The sequence below is a fragment of the Hanstruepera sp. CR43 genome, from assembly GCF_055227665.1.
The window spans coordinates 2,514,666-2,531,630 of sequence record NZ_CP200078.1; the positions used below are offsets into that span (position 1 = coordinate 2,514,666).

A 16,965-nucleotide genomic window follows, 5' to 3' on the forward strand; every position below is an offset into this window, starting at 1 on the left:
TTTTACAGAAAAAAGAAATATAAGTACTTTTGCTTGTTGTATTTCAAAAACTATTCCAAAGTATGCAAATTCCATCAAAATATGATGCCAATCAAGTAGAAAGCAAGTGGTATGATTACTGGATGAAACATAATTATTTCCATTCAGTTCCAGATGATAGAGAGCCTTATACCATAGTCATTCCACCGCCAAATGTTACCGGAGTTTTGCATATGGGTCATATGTTGAACAATACCATTCAAGATGTCTTGATTAGACGTGCGCGTTTACAGGGTAAGAATGCCTGTTGGGTGCCTGGTACAGACCATGCTTCCATTGCAACCGAAGCCAAAGTGGTTGCTAAATTAAAGGAGGAAGGTATTGATAAAAATGACCTAACAAGAGAAGAGTTTTTGAAACATGCCTGGGATTGGACGCATCAATATGGTGGTGTCATACTAGAGCAGTTGAAAAAGCTAGGCTGTTCTTGTGATTGGAACCGCACAAAATTTACCATGGATGACGATATGTCAGAAGCTGTAATCAAAGTTTTTGTTGACTTATACAACAAAGGCCTGATTTATCGTGGTTACCGAATGGTTAACTGGGATCCTGAAGCAAAAACAACACTTTCTGATGAGGAGGTTGAATATGTTGAAAAACAAGGAAAGCTATATTATATAAAATATCAGGTTGAAGGAACAGATGCTACTTTGACCATTGCCACGACCAGACCAGAAACTATTTTGGGTGATACAGCCATTTGTATTAATCCTAATGATGAGCGTCATGCCAATTTAAAAGGAAAGAATGCCATTGTGCCCATTAATGGTCGTGTGATACCTATTATTGAAGATGCGTATGTGGATGTTGAATTTGGTACTGGATGTCTAAAAGTAACACCAGCACATGATGAAAACGACAAGGTTTTGGGTGATAAGCATAACCTGGAAGTTATCGATATATTCAATGAAGATGCTACTTTAAACAGCTATGGTTTACATTATGAAGGCAAAGATCGTTTTGTAGTTAGAAAAGAAATTGTCCAAGAGTTAGAGGAAAAAGGGCATATTCTTAAAATTGAAGATTACACCAATAGGGTGGGTATTTCAGAACGCACCAAAGCCATCATCGAACCCAGATTATCCGATCAGTGGTTTTTAAAGATGGAAGAATTGGTAAAGCCTGCTATAGAGGCTGTTTTAGGTGAAAACCCTGAAATTAAATTATTTCCAAAAAAGTTTGAGAATACTTATAGACATTGGATGGAAAATATTCGCGATTGGAATATTTCCCGTCAGTTACTTTGGGGGCAACAAATTCCTGCATACTATTACGGTGATGGTAAAGAAGGCTTTGTAGTTGCCGAATCTCTTGAAGATGCATTAGATTTAGCTAAAGAACGAACGAAAAACACGCAATTGACATCTAACGACTTACGCCAAGATACAGATGCTTTAGATACGTGGTTTTCCTCTTGGTTATGGCCCATGAGTGTATTTGATGGTATCCGAAATCCTGAAAACGAAGAAATAAATTACTATTACCCAACAAACGACCTGGTTACGGGACCAGATATTTTGTTCTTTTGGGTAGCACGTATGATAATTGCTGGTTATGAATATAAAGGTAAAAAGCCTTTTGAAAATGTTTATTTAACAGGCTTGGTACGCGATAAGCAACGTAGGAAAATGAGCAAGCAGCTGGGTAATTCGCCAGATGCTTTAAAATTGATTGAAGAATACGGAGCTGATGGTGTTCGTGTTGGGTTATTATTGAGTTCCGCAGCTGGTAACGATTTGATGTTTGATGAGGCTCTTTGTAATCAAGGTAAAGGTTTTGCTAATAAAATATGGAATGCTTTTCGATTAGTAAAAGGTTGGGAAGTGAGTGATTCTATAGAACAACCAGAATCTAGCAAGGTTGCTCTGGAATGGTTTGAAGCCAAATTTCAGGAAACCTTACTTGAAATTGAAGATCATTACAGTAAATACCGCTTGTCTGATGCGCTAATGGCAACTTACAAGTTAATTTGGGATGATTTTGCATCTTGGTTGTTGGAAATTGTCAAGCCGGCTTACCAACAACCTATTGATTCTAAAACTTTGAATGGTGTTATTGCAAGTTTTGAGAATATCTTAAAAATATTACATCCATTTATGCCATTCTTGACAGAAGAAATTTGGCAATATATGGAAGACAGACAACCAGAAGAAGCCTTGATAGTTGCCAAATGGCCAGAAAAAAAGACTGTTGATAATGATTTGATATCAAATTTTGATTTCACGCAAGAAGTGGTTTCTGGAATCAGGAATATTAGAAAAGAGAAAAATATTTCTTTTAAGGATAGTATCGATTTTTCAATTATTAATAATGAAAATGTAACCTCTGTTTTTGATGGTGTCATCCAGAAATTAGGTAATATTGATAAATTGACTTATGTTTCTGAAGCGGTTGATGGCGCCTTGACTTTTCGTGTGAAATCAAATGAATACTTCATTCCAGCATCTGGAGCAATTAATGTTGAGGATGAAATTAATAAACTTACCGAAGAGTTAAATTATACGGAAGGTTTCTTGAAATCCGTTCAGAAAAAATTGTCAAACGAACGTTTTGTTTCTGGTGCACCGGAGCAAGTTGTGGCTAGTGAAAAGAAAAAGGAGGCTGATGCTTTAGCGAAAATTGAAACGTTAAAAGCGAGCTTGGCCAGCCTGCAATAATGACCAAAAGAATCATATATATAATTATTGCCATAGTTTTGGTATTTGGTATATATGGTTATGAATATTATCTCGATAATAAAGAACTTGAAGCTGTTGTTGAACAGGGCAAAAGGCCTAAAAATCCAACAATAGCTTTTTTTATGCCTACAAGCACTACAGGGCAAATAATTCATCATAAGGGTTATTCTTTAAGTTACAGTGAGCCACATGAACAAGCTGAATGGGTCGCTTATGAACTAAAAAAAGAACACCTGTCCAATACCCATTTTGATAGACCCTATTTTGAAATTGATAAAGCAGTAAGCACAGGAGCGGCCAGTTGGCGGAATTACAAAAATTCCGGTTATGATCGCGGGCATTTATGTCCCGCAGGAGACAGGCGTTATAGTCAACAGGCTCATGATGAAACTTTTTTAACCAGTAACATTAGTCCGCAAGAACATGAATTCAACTCGGGGATTTGGAATACTTTAGAACAAAAGGTACGCTATTGGGCTAGTCGTTACGATGGTGTTTTTGTGGTAACAGGAGGTGTTCTTAAAGGAGAAATGAAAACTATAGGTTTGGAAAATGTAGCGGTTCCAAATCAGTTTTACAAAGTCATAATGGATTATAATAATGGAAATCCAAAAGTTTTGGCTTTCTTGATGCCTCATCTTGATTCCAAAAAGTCTCTTTATGATTTTGTGGTATCTGTAGATGCTATTGAACAATTAACTGGAATTGATTTTTTCTCTGAATTGGATGATGTTACAGAAGACAAGTTGGAAGCTTCAAGTAATTATAATAACTGGGCTTTTTAGGGATCAAAAGCTGTATATACAAATCTAAATTCTACTTGATATTTTTTAATTCAAGAATTTACTTATGGAATGGATGTTTGGAAATAGGTAATTTGGCAAAAGGATGGAAATCGCCTTTAATTGGATTAGTCTCGGCATTCCTTAATTGATGAGCTAGTACCAAAGATTTATAAGTATCTGAAATCCTAAAGCCATTTCCTGAAAGAATTTGCTCATATGAAGAGGTGTGCAAATTTGTAAACCCTTCGCTAAACTCAAACTTTTCATCATTTATAATTATTTCTCGAAATGTACGCTGTCCATTTTCTTTAACTGTTTTTGGTAAAGTATCTTCATTAATAGATAAAAACCATCTCACATTGGCATTTTTTAAAGATAGTATACCAGAAGCTCTGTCATGCTCCATTATATGAACAGTGTTGCCAATAACATCACCAAAAATCCAAATAAGCATATCAAAAAAATGAATACCAATATTCGAGCAAATTCCACCTGATTTTTCTATTGAACCTTTCCAAGAGGCATAATACCAATTGCCTCTTGAAGTAATGTAAGTAAGATCAATATCAAAAATCTTTTTGTTAGACTGATTCTTGACTTTTTCTTTAAGATTAATAATAGACGGGTGTAAGCGTAATTGAAGAATTGTATTTATTTTATTTTCACTTTGTGACTCAAGAGAAATTAGCTTTTCTGCGTTCCATGGATTTAAAACTAGTGGTTTTTCACAAATGGCATCAGCATTATTTCTTAATGCAAAACGGATGTGCGCGTCGTGTAAATAATTTGGTGAACAAATTGATATATAATCAATTGCTTGATGCTTTTCTAAACGTAATTTTTCTAAATGCCTATCAAATCTTTCAAATTCTGTGAAAAAATGTGCTTTTGGAAAAAAAGAATCTATAATCCCTACACTGTCATTAGGGTCGTAGGCCGTTAGAAGTTCATTATTGGTGTCTTTTATGGCTTTAAAATGTCTTGGGGCAACAAAACCAGCAGCTCCCATGAGTGCAAACTTTTTCAAGGATTCAAAGGAATTATAGAATTATTATTTAATTGATATCTATCACCGCTTTCAGGGCAAACAGCTTCGTTTTTTTCATTAAAATCTAATCTAAATCCATTTTTGCTTACCCACCCAATTTGTTTACCTGGGTTTCCAACAATTAAAGCGTATGGTGGTACTGGTTTGGTAATTACCGCTCCTGCGCCTATCATGGCATAAGAACCAATCCGATTACCGCAAATAACAGTTGCATTAGCTCCAATAGTGGCTCCTTTTTCTAAATAGGTTTCCTGGAATTCATTTTTACGAACAATGAAGCTTCGCGGATTAATTACATTTGTAAACACCATTGAAGGGCCTAAAAATACATCATCTTCACAAATGACCCCAGTATACACAGAAACATTGTTCTGTATTTTAACACCGTTGCCAATATGAACTTTGGGAGAAATCACAACATTTTGTCCAATATTACAAGATTGCCCAATTTTAGAATCTTTCATTATATGGGAAAAATGCCAAATTTTGGTATTTGCACCAATGCTTGAATCATCATCAATGATTGCCGTTGGATGAGCAAAATAAGTGTTTTCGGTACTCAAGATAATTTTATTTTAAACGAAATGGTATAGTACAAATATAACGAAAGATAAAAGTATGGAACTTTTATAATAGTTTATAGGTTTAAATTAAAATATTGGACTCAATATGAAACCCTAAAATATATTATTCATATATTTTTAAAAATTGGCGATTGGCTTTATTCTTATAAAGCTCAAGTAGTTTTTTTCTGCCATTGGAACCCAATTTATGTCGTAGTTCTTTATCTTTAAGTAATCGGGTAAGTTGTATTTTGAAATCTTCATAGTTTTCATATAATAGTCCACATTGCGATTCTTCAATTAAATCCTGTTGAGATCTACATTTAGTTGCTAGTATAGGAATTTCACCATACATGTATTGAAACAGCTTGTTGGCAACCCCGGAGTCATGCTGCGGATTAACTTGAAAGGGAGCTAGACCAATTGTTATTTTTTTTAAGTAAGCAGGTAGGTATTTTACATCAGCCCAAGACTGATAGGTTAGATTCTTTTTGAGAACAGGATGATCTATATAGTTATAAAATAATTTCTTATCTGCTTTGTCGATAGGTCCGATAATTAATGTATGAAATTGCTCACCATTTTCTAGCAATTTTATTAGCCATGGCAGAATGTCAATTATTCCTCTGCGTTTTGCAACAACACCAAAATAGAACAAAGTTGGTAAATTAGAATTGAATTCTACAGAAAATTCATTTTTTTCAAAAGTTTTGAAATCTGGTAAATTTGGATGAACATATATATTTGAGGGGTTTAAAAAAGAAAAGCGTTCAATTAAGTTCTGTTTATAATATCCACTTAACACAATAAGATAATCAGCATATTTTAGATACTCATATTCTTTTTTATACCACTTTTTAGGTTGAACAATGAATTTTCTCCATCCTTTTATGGCCCATTGGTAAGAATTTATAGCATCAGGATAATTTTCATGTAAATCAAGAATCAATGGTAGGTCTATATTTGATTTCTCAATTCCTTTTTTTGCGGCTTTTGAAAGATATAAATCGTGTACATGTAAAGCATCTAACTGATTGAAGTTTATGAATTCAGTAATATTTTTCCGCCAGAGTGTTTCATAAAATTTAAAGTTTGTACTCAACAAGACATATAGGTCCTTAAGTTTTTTATTGATTTTAATTCTAGTAACAGCCAAATTGTTATAGGTTTTGTATGTTTTGTTAAAGTCAAAACATAACACAAAAATTGAATGTCCTGCTTCTTGAAGCAACCGTATTTCATTTTGAACCCTGTGATCATGATCAAACTCATTATCTACGACTACTCCAATTTTCATATTTATTAATAATTAGTATTTTTTGATTATAATATATAAACTAAATTCAATAATGTTTTTTACCTTGGACAAATATAGGGACATTCTTAAGAGATTAGATATTAATCGAATTATCAAATGTAAATGAGAAATTTAAACGTAATCTTATTTTTATTGTGCTCTAATTTATTTGCTCAAAGCCTTACAGATGGTTTGCTGCTTCATTATGGTTTTGATGGGGATACAGACGATTTAAGTGTTAATGGTAATGATGCTGTGAATTTTGGGGCTACTTTTATAGAGGATAGATTTGGTAATCCAAATTCAGCAATTTATTTTGACGGAGTTAATGACTATATTAATTTCCCAAATATCTCTGAATTAAAGCCTGATTTACCGGTTTCTTTTTCATTCTGGATCAAGTATGAAAGCTATAATTTAAATGATCGAGAAGTATTTAACACATCTTTTGAAGAGGATAGAAATACAGGTGTTTTTTTTAATTCGCAAGCATCAACAGGAAAATATGCCATAAATTATGGAGATGGCTCTTATGCTTATGTATCTTCAACTCGGAGAACCTATGTGTCAAATTCGGTAATTGATGTTGGTAATTGGCATCAAATTGTGATAGTTGTCAATTCAGCCAATGATATGGAAATCTATTTTGATTGTATTGAAAGCGGTGGTACATACTCGGGATCTGGTGGATCATTGCAGTATTCAGATTTGCCAGGTTGTATAGGAAGGCATGATAGGGTATTAGGTAGTCCTGCAAATTATTTTAAAGGTGCTATGGACGATTTTAGATATTGGGATAGAGCACTTACCGATGAAAATATAGCTGAACTATTGTCATCAACATTGTTGAGCTCCATCTCGTATTCGAACCCAACGGTTTGTGGTGCTTTGGATGGGTCAATAACTATCTCCAATTTAAATTTCAACACCGCTTATACCGTAACTTATGATTATCTGGGGTCTGGAATCACTCTTGGTATGCAATCTAATGATTTGGGTGAAGTTATCATATCAGGTCTTTCTGAAGGGACCTATGAAACTATTTTCATAACCGATGATGTTACCCATTGTTCAAATAGTTTAGGGGATGTTGTTTTGGTTGCGCCCGAACTAGTTGCGAGTCTGTCTTCTACGGACCCTTTGGGTTGTGATACAAATGATGGCAGTATAACCATTTCTGGACTAATAGAGAACACGGAATATACTGTCAGCTACTTTGATGGTTCAAGCCAAACAGTGACATTGTTTTCAAATTCCATAGGAGAAATAATGTTGACTGGTTTATCAATAGGTCTTTATGAGAATATTTTAATAGAGGAAGTATCCACAGGATGTATAGATGATTTGGGTCAAGTTCGATTAACAACGCAAGAGTTCAATGCTGAAATAACCGTAACAAACCCAACAGATTGCGGTTTAAATAATGGTGATATTACCATAACTGGATTAGCTGCAAACACTCAATATGCTATTACTTTTGAAAATGATTCAGTAGAATCTATAATACAAATGTCAGATTCGACAGGAGAATTAGTAATAATAGGTTTGGATCCTGGTGTTTATTCAGATATTACTATAATTGAAACCACGACCGGATGTACAGATGATTTAGGGAGTTTAGAATTAATATGTTCAGATACTAATTTGGAATGTTTTAAAACAAAATTAGTTTTTACTCCAAATAATGATGGATTTAACGACTATCTGGAAGTCCCTTGTGTTGAAGGTCATCCAAAAAATACTTTTAGAGTATTCAATAGATATGGAGTTATTGTTTACGAAAGTTATGATTATTTAAATAATTGGGACGGAAAATCAAATAAAGGAATGTTTAACACATCAAAAGTTCTTCCAGTTGGAACATATTTTTACACTTTTAGTGCAATTTCATTAGATTCTGAAATTGCAGGATGGATTTATTTAACTTACTAATATTTATAAACCATTGCGTTAATGTGCATTCCTGCACCTACACTAGCAAATATAATAACATCTCCTTTTGAAAAGCTTTGATTGGACATTTTTCCGTGTTTGATTAAGTCTAAAAGTGTTGGAACTGTTGCTACAGAACTATTTCCATATTTTTGGATACTCATAGGCATAATACCTTCTGGAATATCCGTATTATAGAGTTTGTAGAAACGCTTCAAAATGGCTTCATCCATTTTTTCATTAGCCTGATGAATCAATATTTTTTTGACGTCTTTGATATCTATGCCACTTTTATCCAAGCAATTTTTCATGGCAAGCGGAACTTGGCTCAAGGCAAACTCATAGATTTTACGACCATCCATTTTAATGTAACGCGTGTCCCGACAAAGTTTTTGGTTATTTGAATTACCAAAATACAGGTAATAAGCTTCTTCATAGGTGAAACTGGCTGTTTCGTGAGCTAAAATACCATCATTACCCTCAGTTTCCTCAATAATGGTTGCTCCTGCGCCATCACTATAAATCATACTATCCCGGTCATGTTTGTCAACAACACGCGATAGTGCTTCAGCACCAATTACCAAACAACGTTTGGCAATGCCAGCTTTTATAAACGCTTGCGCTTGAATGACACCTTCAATCCAGCCTGGACAACCAAAAAGAATATCATAAGCAACACATCTCGGGTTTTTGATCCGTAAATTATGTTTAATTCGTGACGCCAAGCAAGGGAGAATATCACTTTGAATGGTACCATGAACGACATCACCAAAATTGTGTGCCACAATAATATAATCCAAGGTCTCAGGATCAATTTTGGCATCTGCAATAGCCTTTTCAGCTGCGAAGAAACCTAAATCTGAAGTGTTAATATGATTATCGGCGTAGCGGCGTTCACCTATGCCAGTTATCGCCTTAAATTTTTCAATGATAACATTGTTATCATGTTTAAAATTACTTCCATCAGTATTCAAAAATTCATGTTGATGAAAGTCTTCGTTTTTTTCGATGCTACTAGGGATATAACTCCCTGTTCCTGTTATTTTTATGGCCATATTATCTGCTATTAATCAATTGCCTTAATACGAATCTAATCAATATTAAACGAAGTTGTTTCACTTATGGTACATATCCTTTAATTTTTATCATATTCATAAAAAAGGCAGTATAATTTTTTTGTATTAGCATAAAAAAAGCCTTCAAATAAGAAGGCTTTAATGTTAATGATTTATAGGCGTAAAATTACGCTTCCATATATTCCTCAATTGGTGCACAGGTACAAATAAGGTTTCTATCACCATAAGCATCATCCACACGACGTACAGAAGGCCAAAATTTATTGTCTCGTACATAATCCAATGGGAACGCTGCTTTTTCTCTGGAATAAGGCATGAGCCATTCGTCTGATGTAATCATGTCCAAGGTATGTGGCGCATTCTTAAGTACATTATTGACATCGTCTTTTGAGGCTTCATCAATCTCTTTCTTGATAGAAATCATGGCATCACAAAAGCGGTCCATTTCTACTTTGCTTTCACTTTCAGTAGGTTCTATCATCAGCGTACCAGCAACTGGGAAAGATACCGTAGGCGCGTGGAATCCATAATCCATTAGACGCTTCGCAATATCCGTTACTTCAATGCCATTGGCTTTAAATGGACGGCAATCTACGATCATCTCGTGCGCTGCTCTACCCATTTCACCCGAATATAAGGTATCGAAATGCCCTTGCAGTCGCGTCTTAATGTAGTTGGCATTTAAAATGGCAATTTTTGTTGCATCCGTAACTCCTTGGGAGCCTAACATTTTTATATATCCATAGGATATCAAACATACTAATGAAGATCCAAATGGTGCTGCAGAAATAGCTGTTATGGCCTGGTCACCACCTGTTTTTACAACAGGATTTCCAGGTAAAAACGGTGCTAATTGTTTAGCAACACAAATTGGTCCAACACCAGGACCACCACCTCCATGAGGAATGGCAAAGGTTTTATGTAAGTTTAAGTGACAAACATCGGCTCCAATATTTCCAGGATTGGTCAAACCAACTTGAGCATTCATATTAGCGCCATCCATGTATACTTGTCCACCGTTGTCATGAATGATTTTTGTGACTTCTTTGATGGCAGACTCGTAAACACCATGAGTAGACGGATAGGTTACCATCAAACACGATAAATTGTCTTTGTGCAATTCGGCTTTTTCACGCAGATCATCCACGTCAATATTCCCTTTTTCAGTAGATTTTGTAACTACTACTTGCATACCAGCCATAACAGCACTGGCTGGGTTGGTGCCATGAGCAGACGACGGAATTAAGCATATATTTCTATGGTGATCACCACGAGATTCATGATAGGCTTTAATCACCATTAATCCGGCAAACTCCCCTTGTGCACCTGAATTTGGTTGCAGGGATGTGGCAGCAAAACCAGTTATTTCAGTTAATTGGTCTTCAAGTTCCTTTAAAACTGTTAAATATCCTTTGGCTTGCTTGGCAGGAACAAATGGATGAACATTGGCCCATTTAAATATACTCAATGGTAACATTTCTGCCGCTGCATTTAATTTCATGGTACAAGAACCAAGAGAAATCATGGAGTGGTTTAAGGAGAGGTCCTTTCGTTCTAACTTCTTAATGTAGCGCATTAACTCCGTTTCCGAATGGTAGGAATTAAAAACAGCTTCTGTTAAGAAATCAGATTGTCTCTGTAAATTTTCAGAAATGGCATTAGCTAAAGGGATTTCATCAATTGTAAAGGCTTCTTTATTGGCGATTTCGGAAAACACTAAAATAAGATAGTTTAAATCACGAACCGTTGTAGTTTCATTGATCGAAATAGATACCGTTTCTTCATCCGGATAATAGAAATTTACCTTTTTCTCTTTAGCTATCTTTTTAACTTTTTTAGCGTCCGTTTTAAGTTGAAGCGTATCAAAAAATTCAGAATTAACCTGATCAAATCCTAATTTCTTAAGAGATTCAGAAAGCAAAACAGCCGTACTATGAACGTTGTTCGCGATAAACTGAAGCCCTTTAGGACCATGATATACGGCATACATGCCTGCCATAACAGCCAGAAGTACTTGTGCTGTACAAATGTTTGATGTTGCCTTATCACGCTTAATATGTTGCTCGCGGGTCTGAAGCGCCATGCGTAAAGCACGGTTTCCATTGGCGTCTTTGGTAACACCAATAATACGACCTGGAATATCTCTTTTGTAAGCTTCCTTTGTTGCGAAAAATGCTGCGTGCGGTCCACCGTAGCCCATAGGGATTCCAAAACGCTGTGTCGTTCCAACTACAACATCGGCACCAAATTTACCTGGAGCCTCTAATTTCACTAAACTTAAAATATCTGCAGCCACTGCCACTTTAATGTTGGCATTATTGGCGCGCGCTATAAATGATTTAATATCGGTTACTTGACCTAATTTTCCTGGATATTGCAAAATGGCTCCGAAGAAATCCGAAGAAAAATCAAAATCACTTTCCGGACCAACAACTAGTTCAATGCCAATTGGAATTGCACGAGTTTTTAAAATGGATAAGGTTTGCGGTAAAATATCTTCCGAAACAAAAAACTTATTAACGTTAGCTTTCTTCTGATCACGATCACGAACAGCAAATAATAAACTCATGGCTTCGGCTGCAGCGGTACTTTCATCAAGTAGCGAAGCATTAGCCAATTCCATACCAGTCAAATCGGTAATCATGGTTTGGAAATTCAGCAAAGCTTCCAGTCTACCTTGCGCAATTTCAGCCTGATATGGTGTATAAGCTGTATACCAACCTGGGTTTTCCAAAATATTTCTTTGAATAACTGCTGGTAAAATTGTCGGATGATAACCTAAACCAATATACGTTTTATAAACTTTATTCTTTTTAGATAGATTGTGAATGTGAACCAAGTATTCTTGTTCGCTCATTGGAGCTTCCAAATCAAGTGGTTTTTTAAGCTTAATATCATCAGGAATAGTTTCGTAAATCAGTTGATCTATGGAGTCCACACCAATGGTTTTAAGCATTTGAATTTGATCTTCTTCTCTTGGACCAATATGGCGTTGTGCGAAAGCCGTTGTATTCATTACAAGTTGTGTTGAATTTGATGCGCAAAATTACGGAATAATTCACGTTAAAGTGTTAATGAAAATGAAAGTTTTTAACCAATTAATCGGTTTATTAACACTTTGCGTATTTTTGTGTTATGCGGTTATTTAAAAATGTATTTGATTTTTATTTGAATAGCAGTATTCATGTGGCTTTGTCGGTGTACGCGCTTTCATGGATTACCCTAATGGAATATCAGATTGATTATGATGAAAACATCTTGTATTTCAACTTTTTTGCCACCATTACAGGTTATAATTTTGTAAAGTTCTTCGGACTTGCCAAATTCCACCACCGAAGTCTCGCCAATTGGTTGAAAATTATCCAAATTTTTTCTTTGATTTGTTTTTTGGCGCTCTGCTATTATGCATTAAAACTGGAGCTTAAAACGTTATTTTGGATTCTTGCTTTTGGAGCGATAACATTTTTATATGCCATTCCATTTTTGCCGAAACACTATTTTTTGGATAAACAACATAATTTAAGAAGTGTCAGTGGCTTGAAAGTCTATGTGATAGCTATTGTATGGTCTGGTGTGACCGTTTTTTTGCCTTTGTTGAACAATGATTATAATATAGACTTTAACGTAGTGATTACCTCGATTCAAATAGCCTTGTTTGTGGTCGTATTAATGTTGCCATTTGAGATTCGTGATATGAAGTATGATAGTCTTAAACTAGCAACTATACCGCAACAGATTGGTGTCAAAAAAACTAAAATTATTGGTGTTTTAATTTTAATGGTATTTTTCTTGTTAGAGTATTTCAAGGATGATATTGATAGCAATAACTTATTGGCCATTCTAATTATCACACTAATTACAATGTTATTTCTAGTGTTTTCTCGAGCGAATCAAGGGAAGTATTACAGTGCGTTTTGGGTAGAAGGCATACCTGTTTTTTGGTTGGTTCTTCTAAAGTTGTTTGGTTAATTCTTTTTCAAACTCTTTTTTTAGTACTTCACGTTCGCCATTTTTAAGACATTCAACGTTGGATTTTTTAACAGCTGAAGTCAGTTTTTTGTTTTGTCTAACGTAGGCTCTCGTAATCTTACACCACGTGTAGCGTAAATTGAGCTTGATTTTTTCCCAAAGTGTAGCCTCATTATATTGTGATTTATCACAAATATGTTGTGCTTCATCACATGAAATAAACAAAAACGATTGCTTTTCTTTCATTGTATTAAAACCAGTTTTTTTCCATACACTCTGCCATGGCTGTTCGTGCCCTATGAATGATAACCCAAAGGTTAGACGCAGTAATGTTTAATTCATTACATATTGTTTCTGTATCCAATCCCTCTATGGTTTTCATTTTAAAAACTGCTGCCTGTTTGGTTGGTAACTTATCTAAACAGGCATAGATGGCTTCTCCTAACTCATCATTCACCATAGTATCTTCAGCTGTTTTGTCAAAAGGATCAGCAACACGTTCCTCCAGCCAGCTACCATCTTCCTCGTCATTATTAAAGTCCATACGGACTTCTGCTTTCCCCTTTTTGGAATTGATTTTCCGATAATGGTCAATAATTTTTCTTTTGAGAATTGAAATCAACCAAGTACGTTCACTAGCTTCCCCTTTGAAGTTTTTCATGGATTTTAAACTGGCTACAAAGGTATCCTGAACCAAATCTTTGGCCATTTCTCGGTCATTGACGCGGGAAATGGTATAATTGAACAGGTAATCTGAGTACCGATCAATCCATTTTTCTGGTTCAATAGTGTGTTTTGGCATTTCTGTTTCTCTAGCAATTTTATCAAAAATAAGCTAAAATTTCTATTTTTCAATCAAACCAGCACGTTTCAATAGGGCTTCTGGTTGTGGTTCCTTGCCTCTAAAACGTTTATAGAGTGTCAAGGGATCTTCAGTGCCACCTTGTGAAAGTACATTATCTTTAAATTTAGTAGCAGTGTCTCTACTAAAAATACCTTCCTCCTTAAAAAACTCAAAAGCATCAGCATCCAGTACTTCAGCCCATTTGTAGCTGTAGTAACCCGAACTATAACCACCTTGAAAAATATGAGAAAACGATGTACTCATGCAATTTTCGGCCACATCAGGATATAATCTGGTGTTTTCAAAAGCTTCTGCTTCGTGTGCTTTTACATTGGTAATAGCGGTCGGATCTGAACCATGCCAACTCATATCCAATAGCCCAAAGCTTAATTGGCGTAGAGTTTGCATACCTTCATGAAATGTTGCAGATTCTTTTATTTTTTCAACAAAATCCATTGGTATGAGTTCATGGGTTTCATAATGTTTGGCAAAAAGCTCAAGAGCTTCTTTTTCGTAACACCAGTTTTCCAAAACCTGACTAGGCAACTCTACAAAATCCCAAAAGACACTGGTGCCAGATAAACTGGGATAGGTTGTATTTGCTAGCATACCATGTAATGCATGACCAAATTCATGAAAAAGCGTGGTTACTTCATTGAAGGTTAATAAGGAAGGTTTGCTTTTAGTCGGTTTTGTGAAATTACAAACGATTGAAATGTGTGGTCTACTATTCTCGCCATTTTTTACATATTGTGGTTTGTAAACAGTCATCCACGCACCATTACGCTTGCCAGGTCTCGGGAAGAAATCCGCATAAAAAATCGAAACGTATTCACCAGATTCATCAGTAACTTTATAGGTTAAAACATCTTCATGATACTTGTCAATGTTGTTGATTTCTTCAAATTGTAATCCATATAACTTACTGGCAATTTTGAAAACGCCATTGATGACATTTTCTAATTTAAAATAAGGTTTAAGTTTTTCGTCATCTAAATTAAAAAGTTTTTGCTTCAACTTTTCCGAATAATAAGCACCATCCCATTTTTGAAGTTGGTCAATACCATCTAATTCTTTTGCAAAATCTTCTAGGTTTTTAAACTCGCGTTCGGCAGCTGGTTTGGCTTTCTCAAGGAGATCATTTAAAAAGGTTTCAACGGTTTCAGGGTTTTTTGCCATGCGTTCCTCCAATACAAAATGAGCATGGGTTTTATAGCCCAGTAAATTGGCACGCTTGTGTCGTAATTTGGCTATTTTAAGGACGTTTTCCTGATTGTCCAATGCATCATTATTAAAACCTTTGGATCCAAATGCTATGGCTAATTCTTTTCGGAGTTCTCGATTAGAGGCATAGGTCATAAAGGGGATGTAACTGGGGTAATCCAATGTGAAAAGCCATCCTTCTTTGTTTTTGCTTTCGGCCAATTGTGCCGCAGCTTCAATGGCACCTTCTGGAAGACCAGCAAGATCCGTTTCATTGGTTATCAGTAATTCAAACTTATTGGTTTCTGCTAATACGTTCTCGCCAAATTTTAGTTTTAGTTTACTTAATTCCTTGTCAATTTCACGAAGCTGTTGTTTTTTGTCTTCAGGTAAATTGGCACCATTTCGAGAAAAGCTTTTATATTTTTTTTCTAAAAGTGTCATTTGTTCCGCCGAAAGATTTAAAGACTCTCTATTTTCGTAAACCGATTTCACTCTTTTAAATAATTCCTCATTGAGGGTGACATCATTGCTGAATTCAGAAAGAAGCGGAGACACCTCTTGCGCTATTTTTTGAATAGTATCATTAGTTTCAGCCGAATTTAAATTGAAAAAAATACTAGAAATTCTATCAAGTTGCTCTCCTGAAAAATCTAATGCTTCGATGGTATTTTGGAAGGTAGGAGAATCGCTATTCTTTACAATTACATCAATTTCTTCCTTGGCCTCTGCAATTCCTTTTTTAAATGCTGGAAGAAAATCGGCATCGGTAATTTTTGAGAAAGGTGCTGTATTAAACTGGGTATCAAAGGGTTTATTTAGAATGTTCATTTGTGATTTTTAGTTAGTTAGAAAATCTATGTGTTATTTTTCTTACTAAATAATTGATTTTCTGTTTATTAACTTAATTTTAAGACCTTTTGGACTTGTAGGTTTGAGATTTAATATTACTTTTGTGGCAGATTTTTCATGAGAGTTTAAAACTCTTAAAAATTTATTGATTAATAGCGTTAAAAACCTCGGCTTATGTCGAGGTTTTTTTTATTATAATTCTTTCGCAGAATCAATAACTTTTGCTTTTAAACCTTCCTTGTAAACCAATATTTTGTCGAGGACACATTGGTCTGAGCTTCCAATAATTTGAGCCGCTAAAATACCAGCATTTTTGGCGCCGTTAAGCGCTACTGTAGCTACTGGAACACCTCCTGGCATTTGCAAAATAGAAAGTACTGAATCCCAGCCATCAATAGAATTACTACTTTTTACGGGAACACCGATAACTGGTAAAGGGGATAATGAAGCGACCATTCCTGGTAAATGAGCAGCGCCACCAGCACCTGCAATAATCACCGAAATGCCACGAGTGTGTGCATGTTTTCCATAGTCAAACAATTTTTCTGGTGTTCTGTGTGCGGATACAATATCGACTTCTATGTCAATATCAAATCCTCTTAAAATATCGATAGCGTCTTGCATGACAGGCAAATCGCTTTTACTACCCATGATAATTCCTACTTTACTCATGTCT

The 16,965-nt window shown here is 35.2% G+C and carries 13 protein-coding genes; 4 read left to right on the top strand and 9 right to left on the bottom strand.

Features of this window, described 5'->3' with window-relative positions:
- Positions 1-62 precede the first annotated feature (62 nt).
- On the top strand, positions 63-2,699 hold the full coding sequence (locus ACKXGU_RS11495; RefSeq protein ID WP_463465454.1) for a valine--tRNA ligase: 2,637 nt from the start codon (positions 63-65) through the stop codon (positions 2,697-2,699).
- Positions 2,699-3,505: a DNA/RNA non-specific endonuclease gene (locus ACKXGU_RS11500; protein WP_463465455.1), complete on the top strand. Its 807-nt coding sequence runs from the start codon at positions 2,699-2,701 to the stop codon at positions 3,503-3,505. Before ACKXGU_RS11495 ends, ACKXGU_RS11500 begins: the two co-directional genes overlap by 1 nt.
- A 58-nt stretch (positions 3,506-3,563) precedes the next feature.
- On the opposite strand, the gene ACKXGU_RS11505 is transcribed toward ACKXGU_RS11500, so the two are convergent.
- From ACKXGU_RS11505 to ACKXGU_RS11515, 3 genes are all read right to left on the bottom strand, one after another.
- Positions 3,564-4,532, bottom strand: coding sequence for a Gfo/Idh/MocA family protein (locus tag ACKXGU_RS11505; RefSeq protein ID WP_463465456.1), 969 nt, complete (start codon positions 4,530-4,532; stop codon positions 3,564-3,566).
- A complete protein-coding gene (locus ACKXGU_RS11510) occupies positions 4,529-5,116 on the bottom strand; it encodes an acyltransferase (protein WP_463465457.1) in 588 nt (195 codons plus the stop codon). Before ACKXGU_RS11510 ends, ACKXGU_RS11505 begins: the two co-directional genes overlap by 4 nt.
- A 124-nt stretch (positions 5,117-5,240) precedes the next feature.
- Positions 5,241-6,413 (bottom strand): glycosyltransferase, encoded by a 1,173-nt coding sequence (locus ACKXGU_RS11515; protein WP_463465458.1) that lies wholly within the window; start codon positions 6,411-6,413, stop codon positions 5,241-5,243.
- A 123-nt stretch (positions 6,414-6,536) separates the two neighbouring features.
- Between ACKXGU_RS11515 and ACKXGU_RS11520 the strand changes: the two genes are divergently transcribed.
- Complete coding sequence (locus tag ACKXGU_RS11520; RefSeq protein ID WP_463465459.1) at positions 6,537-8,345, top strand: T9SS type B sorting domain-containing protein; 1,809 nt, start codon at positions 6,537-6,539, stop codon at positions 8,343-8,345.
- Here ACKXGU_RS11520 and ACKXGU_RS11525 read toward each other — a convergent pair.
- Positions 8,342-9,400, bottom strand: a complete 1,059-nt coding sequence (locus tag ACKXGU_RS11525; RefSeq protein ID WP_463465460.1) for a 3-oxoacyl-ACP synthase III family protein — start codon at positions 9,398-9,400, stop codon at positions 8,342-8,344. The genes ACKXGU_RS11520 and ACKXGU_RS11525 overlap by 4 nt on opposite strands.
- Before the next feature lie 187 nt (positions 9,401-9,587).
- Positions 9,588-12,437 (bottom strand): aminomethyl-transferring glycine dehydrogenase, encoded by a 2,850-nt coding sequence (gene gcvP / locus ACKXGU_RS11530; protein ID WP_463465461.1) that lies wholly within the window; start codon positions 12,435-12,437, stop codon positions 9,588-9,590.
- A 119-nt stretch (positions 12,438-12,556) separates the two neighbouring features.
- On the opposite strand from gcvP, the gene ACKXGU_RS11535 reads away from it, so the two are divergent.
- Positions 12,557-13,390, top strand: coding sequence for a UbiA prenyltransferase family protein (locus tag ACKXGU_RS11535; protein ID WP_463465462.1), 834 nt, complete (start codon positions 12,557-12,559; stop codon positions 13,388-13,390).
- On the opposite strand, the gene ACKXGU_RS11540 is transcribed toward ACKXGU_RS11535, so the two are convergent.
- The 4 genes from ACKXGU_RS11540 to purE all read right to left on the bottom strand — a co-directional run bounded on the left by ACKXGU_RS11540 (position 13,373) and on the right by purE (position 16,961).
- On the bottom strand, positions 13,373-13,636 hold the full coding sequence (locus ACKXGU_RS11540) for a hypothetical protein (protein ID WP_463465463.1): 264 nt from the start codon (positions 13,634-13,636) through the stop codon (positions 13,373-13,375). The genes ACKXGU_RS11535 and ACKXGU_RS11540 overlap by 18 nt on opposite strands.
- Before the next feature lie 4 nt (positions 13,637-13,640).
- The gene (locus ACKXGU_RS11545) at positions 13,641-14,192 is read right to left on the bottom strand and encodes a sigma-70 family RNA polymerase sigma factor (protein WP_463465464.1); all 552 of its coding nucleotides are present in this window, start codon (positions 14,190-14,192) and stop codon (positions 13,641-13,643) included.
- A gap of 42 nt (positions 14,193-14,234) precedes the next feature.
- Positions 14,235-16,268 carry a M3 family metallopeptidase gene (locus ACKXGU_RS11550; protein WP_463465465.1) on the bottom strand — a complete coding sequence of 678 codons (2,034 nt, stop codon included), beginning with the start codon at positions 16,266-16,268 and terminating at the stop codon, positions 14,235-14,237.
- A 213-nt stretch (positions 16,269-16,481) separates the two neighbouring features.
- Positions 16,482-16,961, bottom strand: a complete 480-nt coding sequence (gene purE / locus ACKXGU_RS11555; protein WP_103051196.1) for a 5-(carboxyamino)imidazole ribonucleotide mutase — start codon at positions 16,959-16,961, stop codon at positions 16,482-16,484.
- Positions 16,962-16,965 lie beyond the last annotated feature (4 nt).

Bases quoted from the DNA above. Each gene is read 5' to 3' on its own strand.
- purE (WP_103051196.1), bottom strand. From the start codon at position 16,961: ATGAGTAAAGTAGGAATTATCATGGGTAGTAAAAGCGATTTGCCTGTC.
- ACKXGU_RS11540 (WP_463465463.1), bottom strand. From the start codon at position 13,636: ATGAAAGAAAAGCAATCGTTTTTGTTTATTTCATGTGATGAAGCACAA.
- ACKXGU_RS11545 (WP_463465464.1), bottom strand. From the start codon at position 14,192: ATGCCAAAACACACTATTGAACCAGAAAAATGGATTGATCGGTACTCA.
- ACKXGU_RS11535 (WP_463465462.1), top strand. From the start codon at position 12,557: ATGCGGTTATTTAAAAATGTATTTGATTTTTATTTGAATAGCAGTATT.
- ACKXGU_RS11500 (WP_463465455.1), top strand. From the start codon at position 2,699: ATGACCAAAAGAATCATATATATAATTATTGCCATAGTTTTGGTATTT.
- ACKXGU_RS11495 (WP_463465454.1), top strand. From the start codon at position 63: ATGCAAATTCCATCAAAATATGATGCCAATCAAGTAGAAAGCAAGTGG.
- ACKXGU_RS11515 (WP_463465458.1), bottom strand. From the start codon at position 6,413: ATGAAAATTGGAGTAGTCGTAGATAATGAGTTTGATCATGATCACAGG.
- gcvP (WP_463465461.1), bottom strand. From the start codon at position 12,437: ATGAATACAACGGCTTTCGCACAACGCCATATTGGTCCAAGAGAAGAA.
- ACKXGU_RS11520 (WP_463465459.1), top strand. From the start codon at position 6,537: ATGAGAAATTTAAACGTAATCTTATTTTTATTGTGCTCTAATTTATTT.
- ACKXGU_RS11525 (WP_463465460.1), bottom strand. From the start codon at position 9,400: ATGGCCATAAAAATAACAGGAACAGGGAGTTATATCCCTAGTAGCATC.
- ACKXGU_RS11550 (WP_463465465.1), bottom strand. From the start codon at position 16,268: ATGAACATTCTAAATAAACCCTTTGATACCCAGTTTAATACAGCACCT.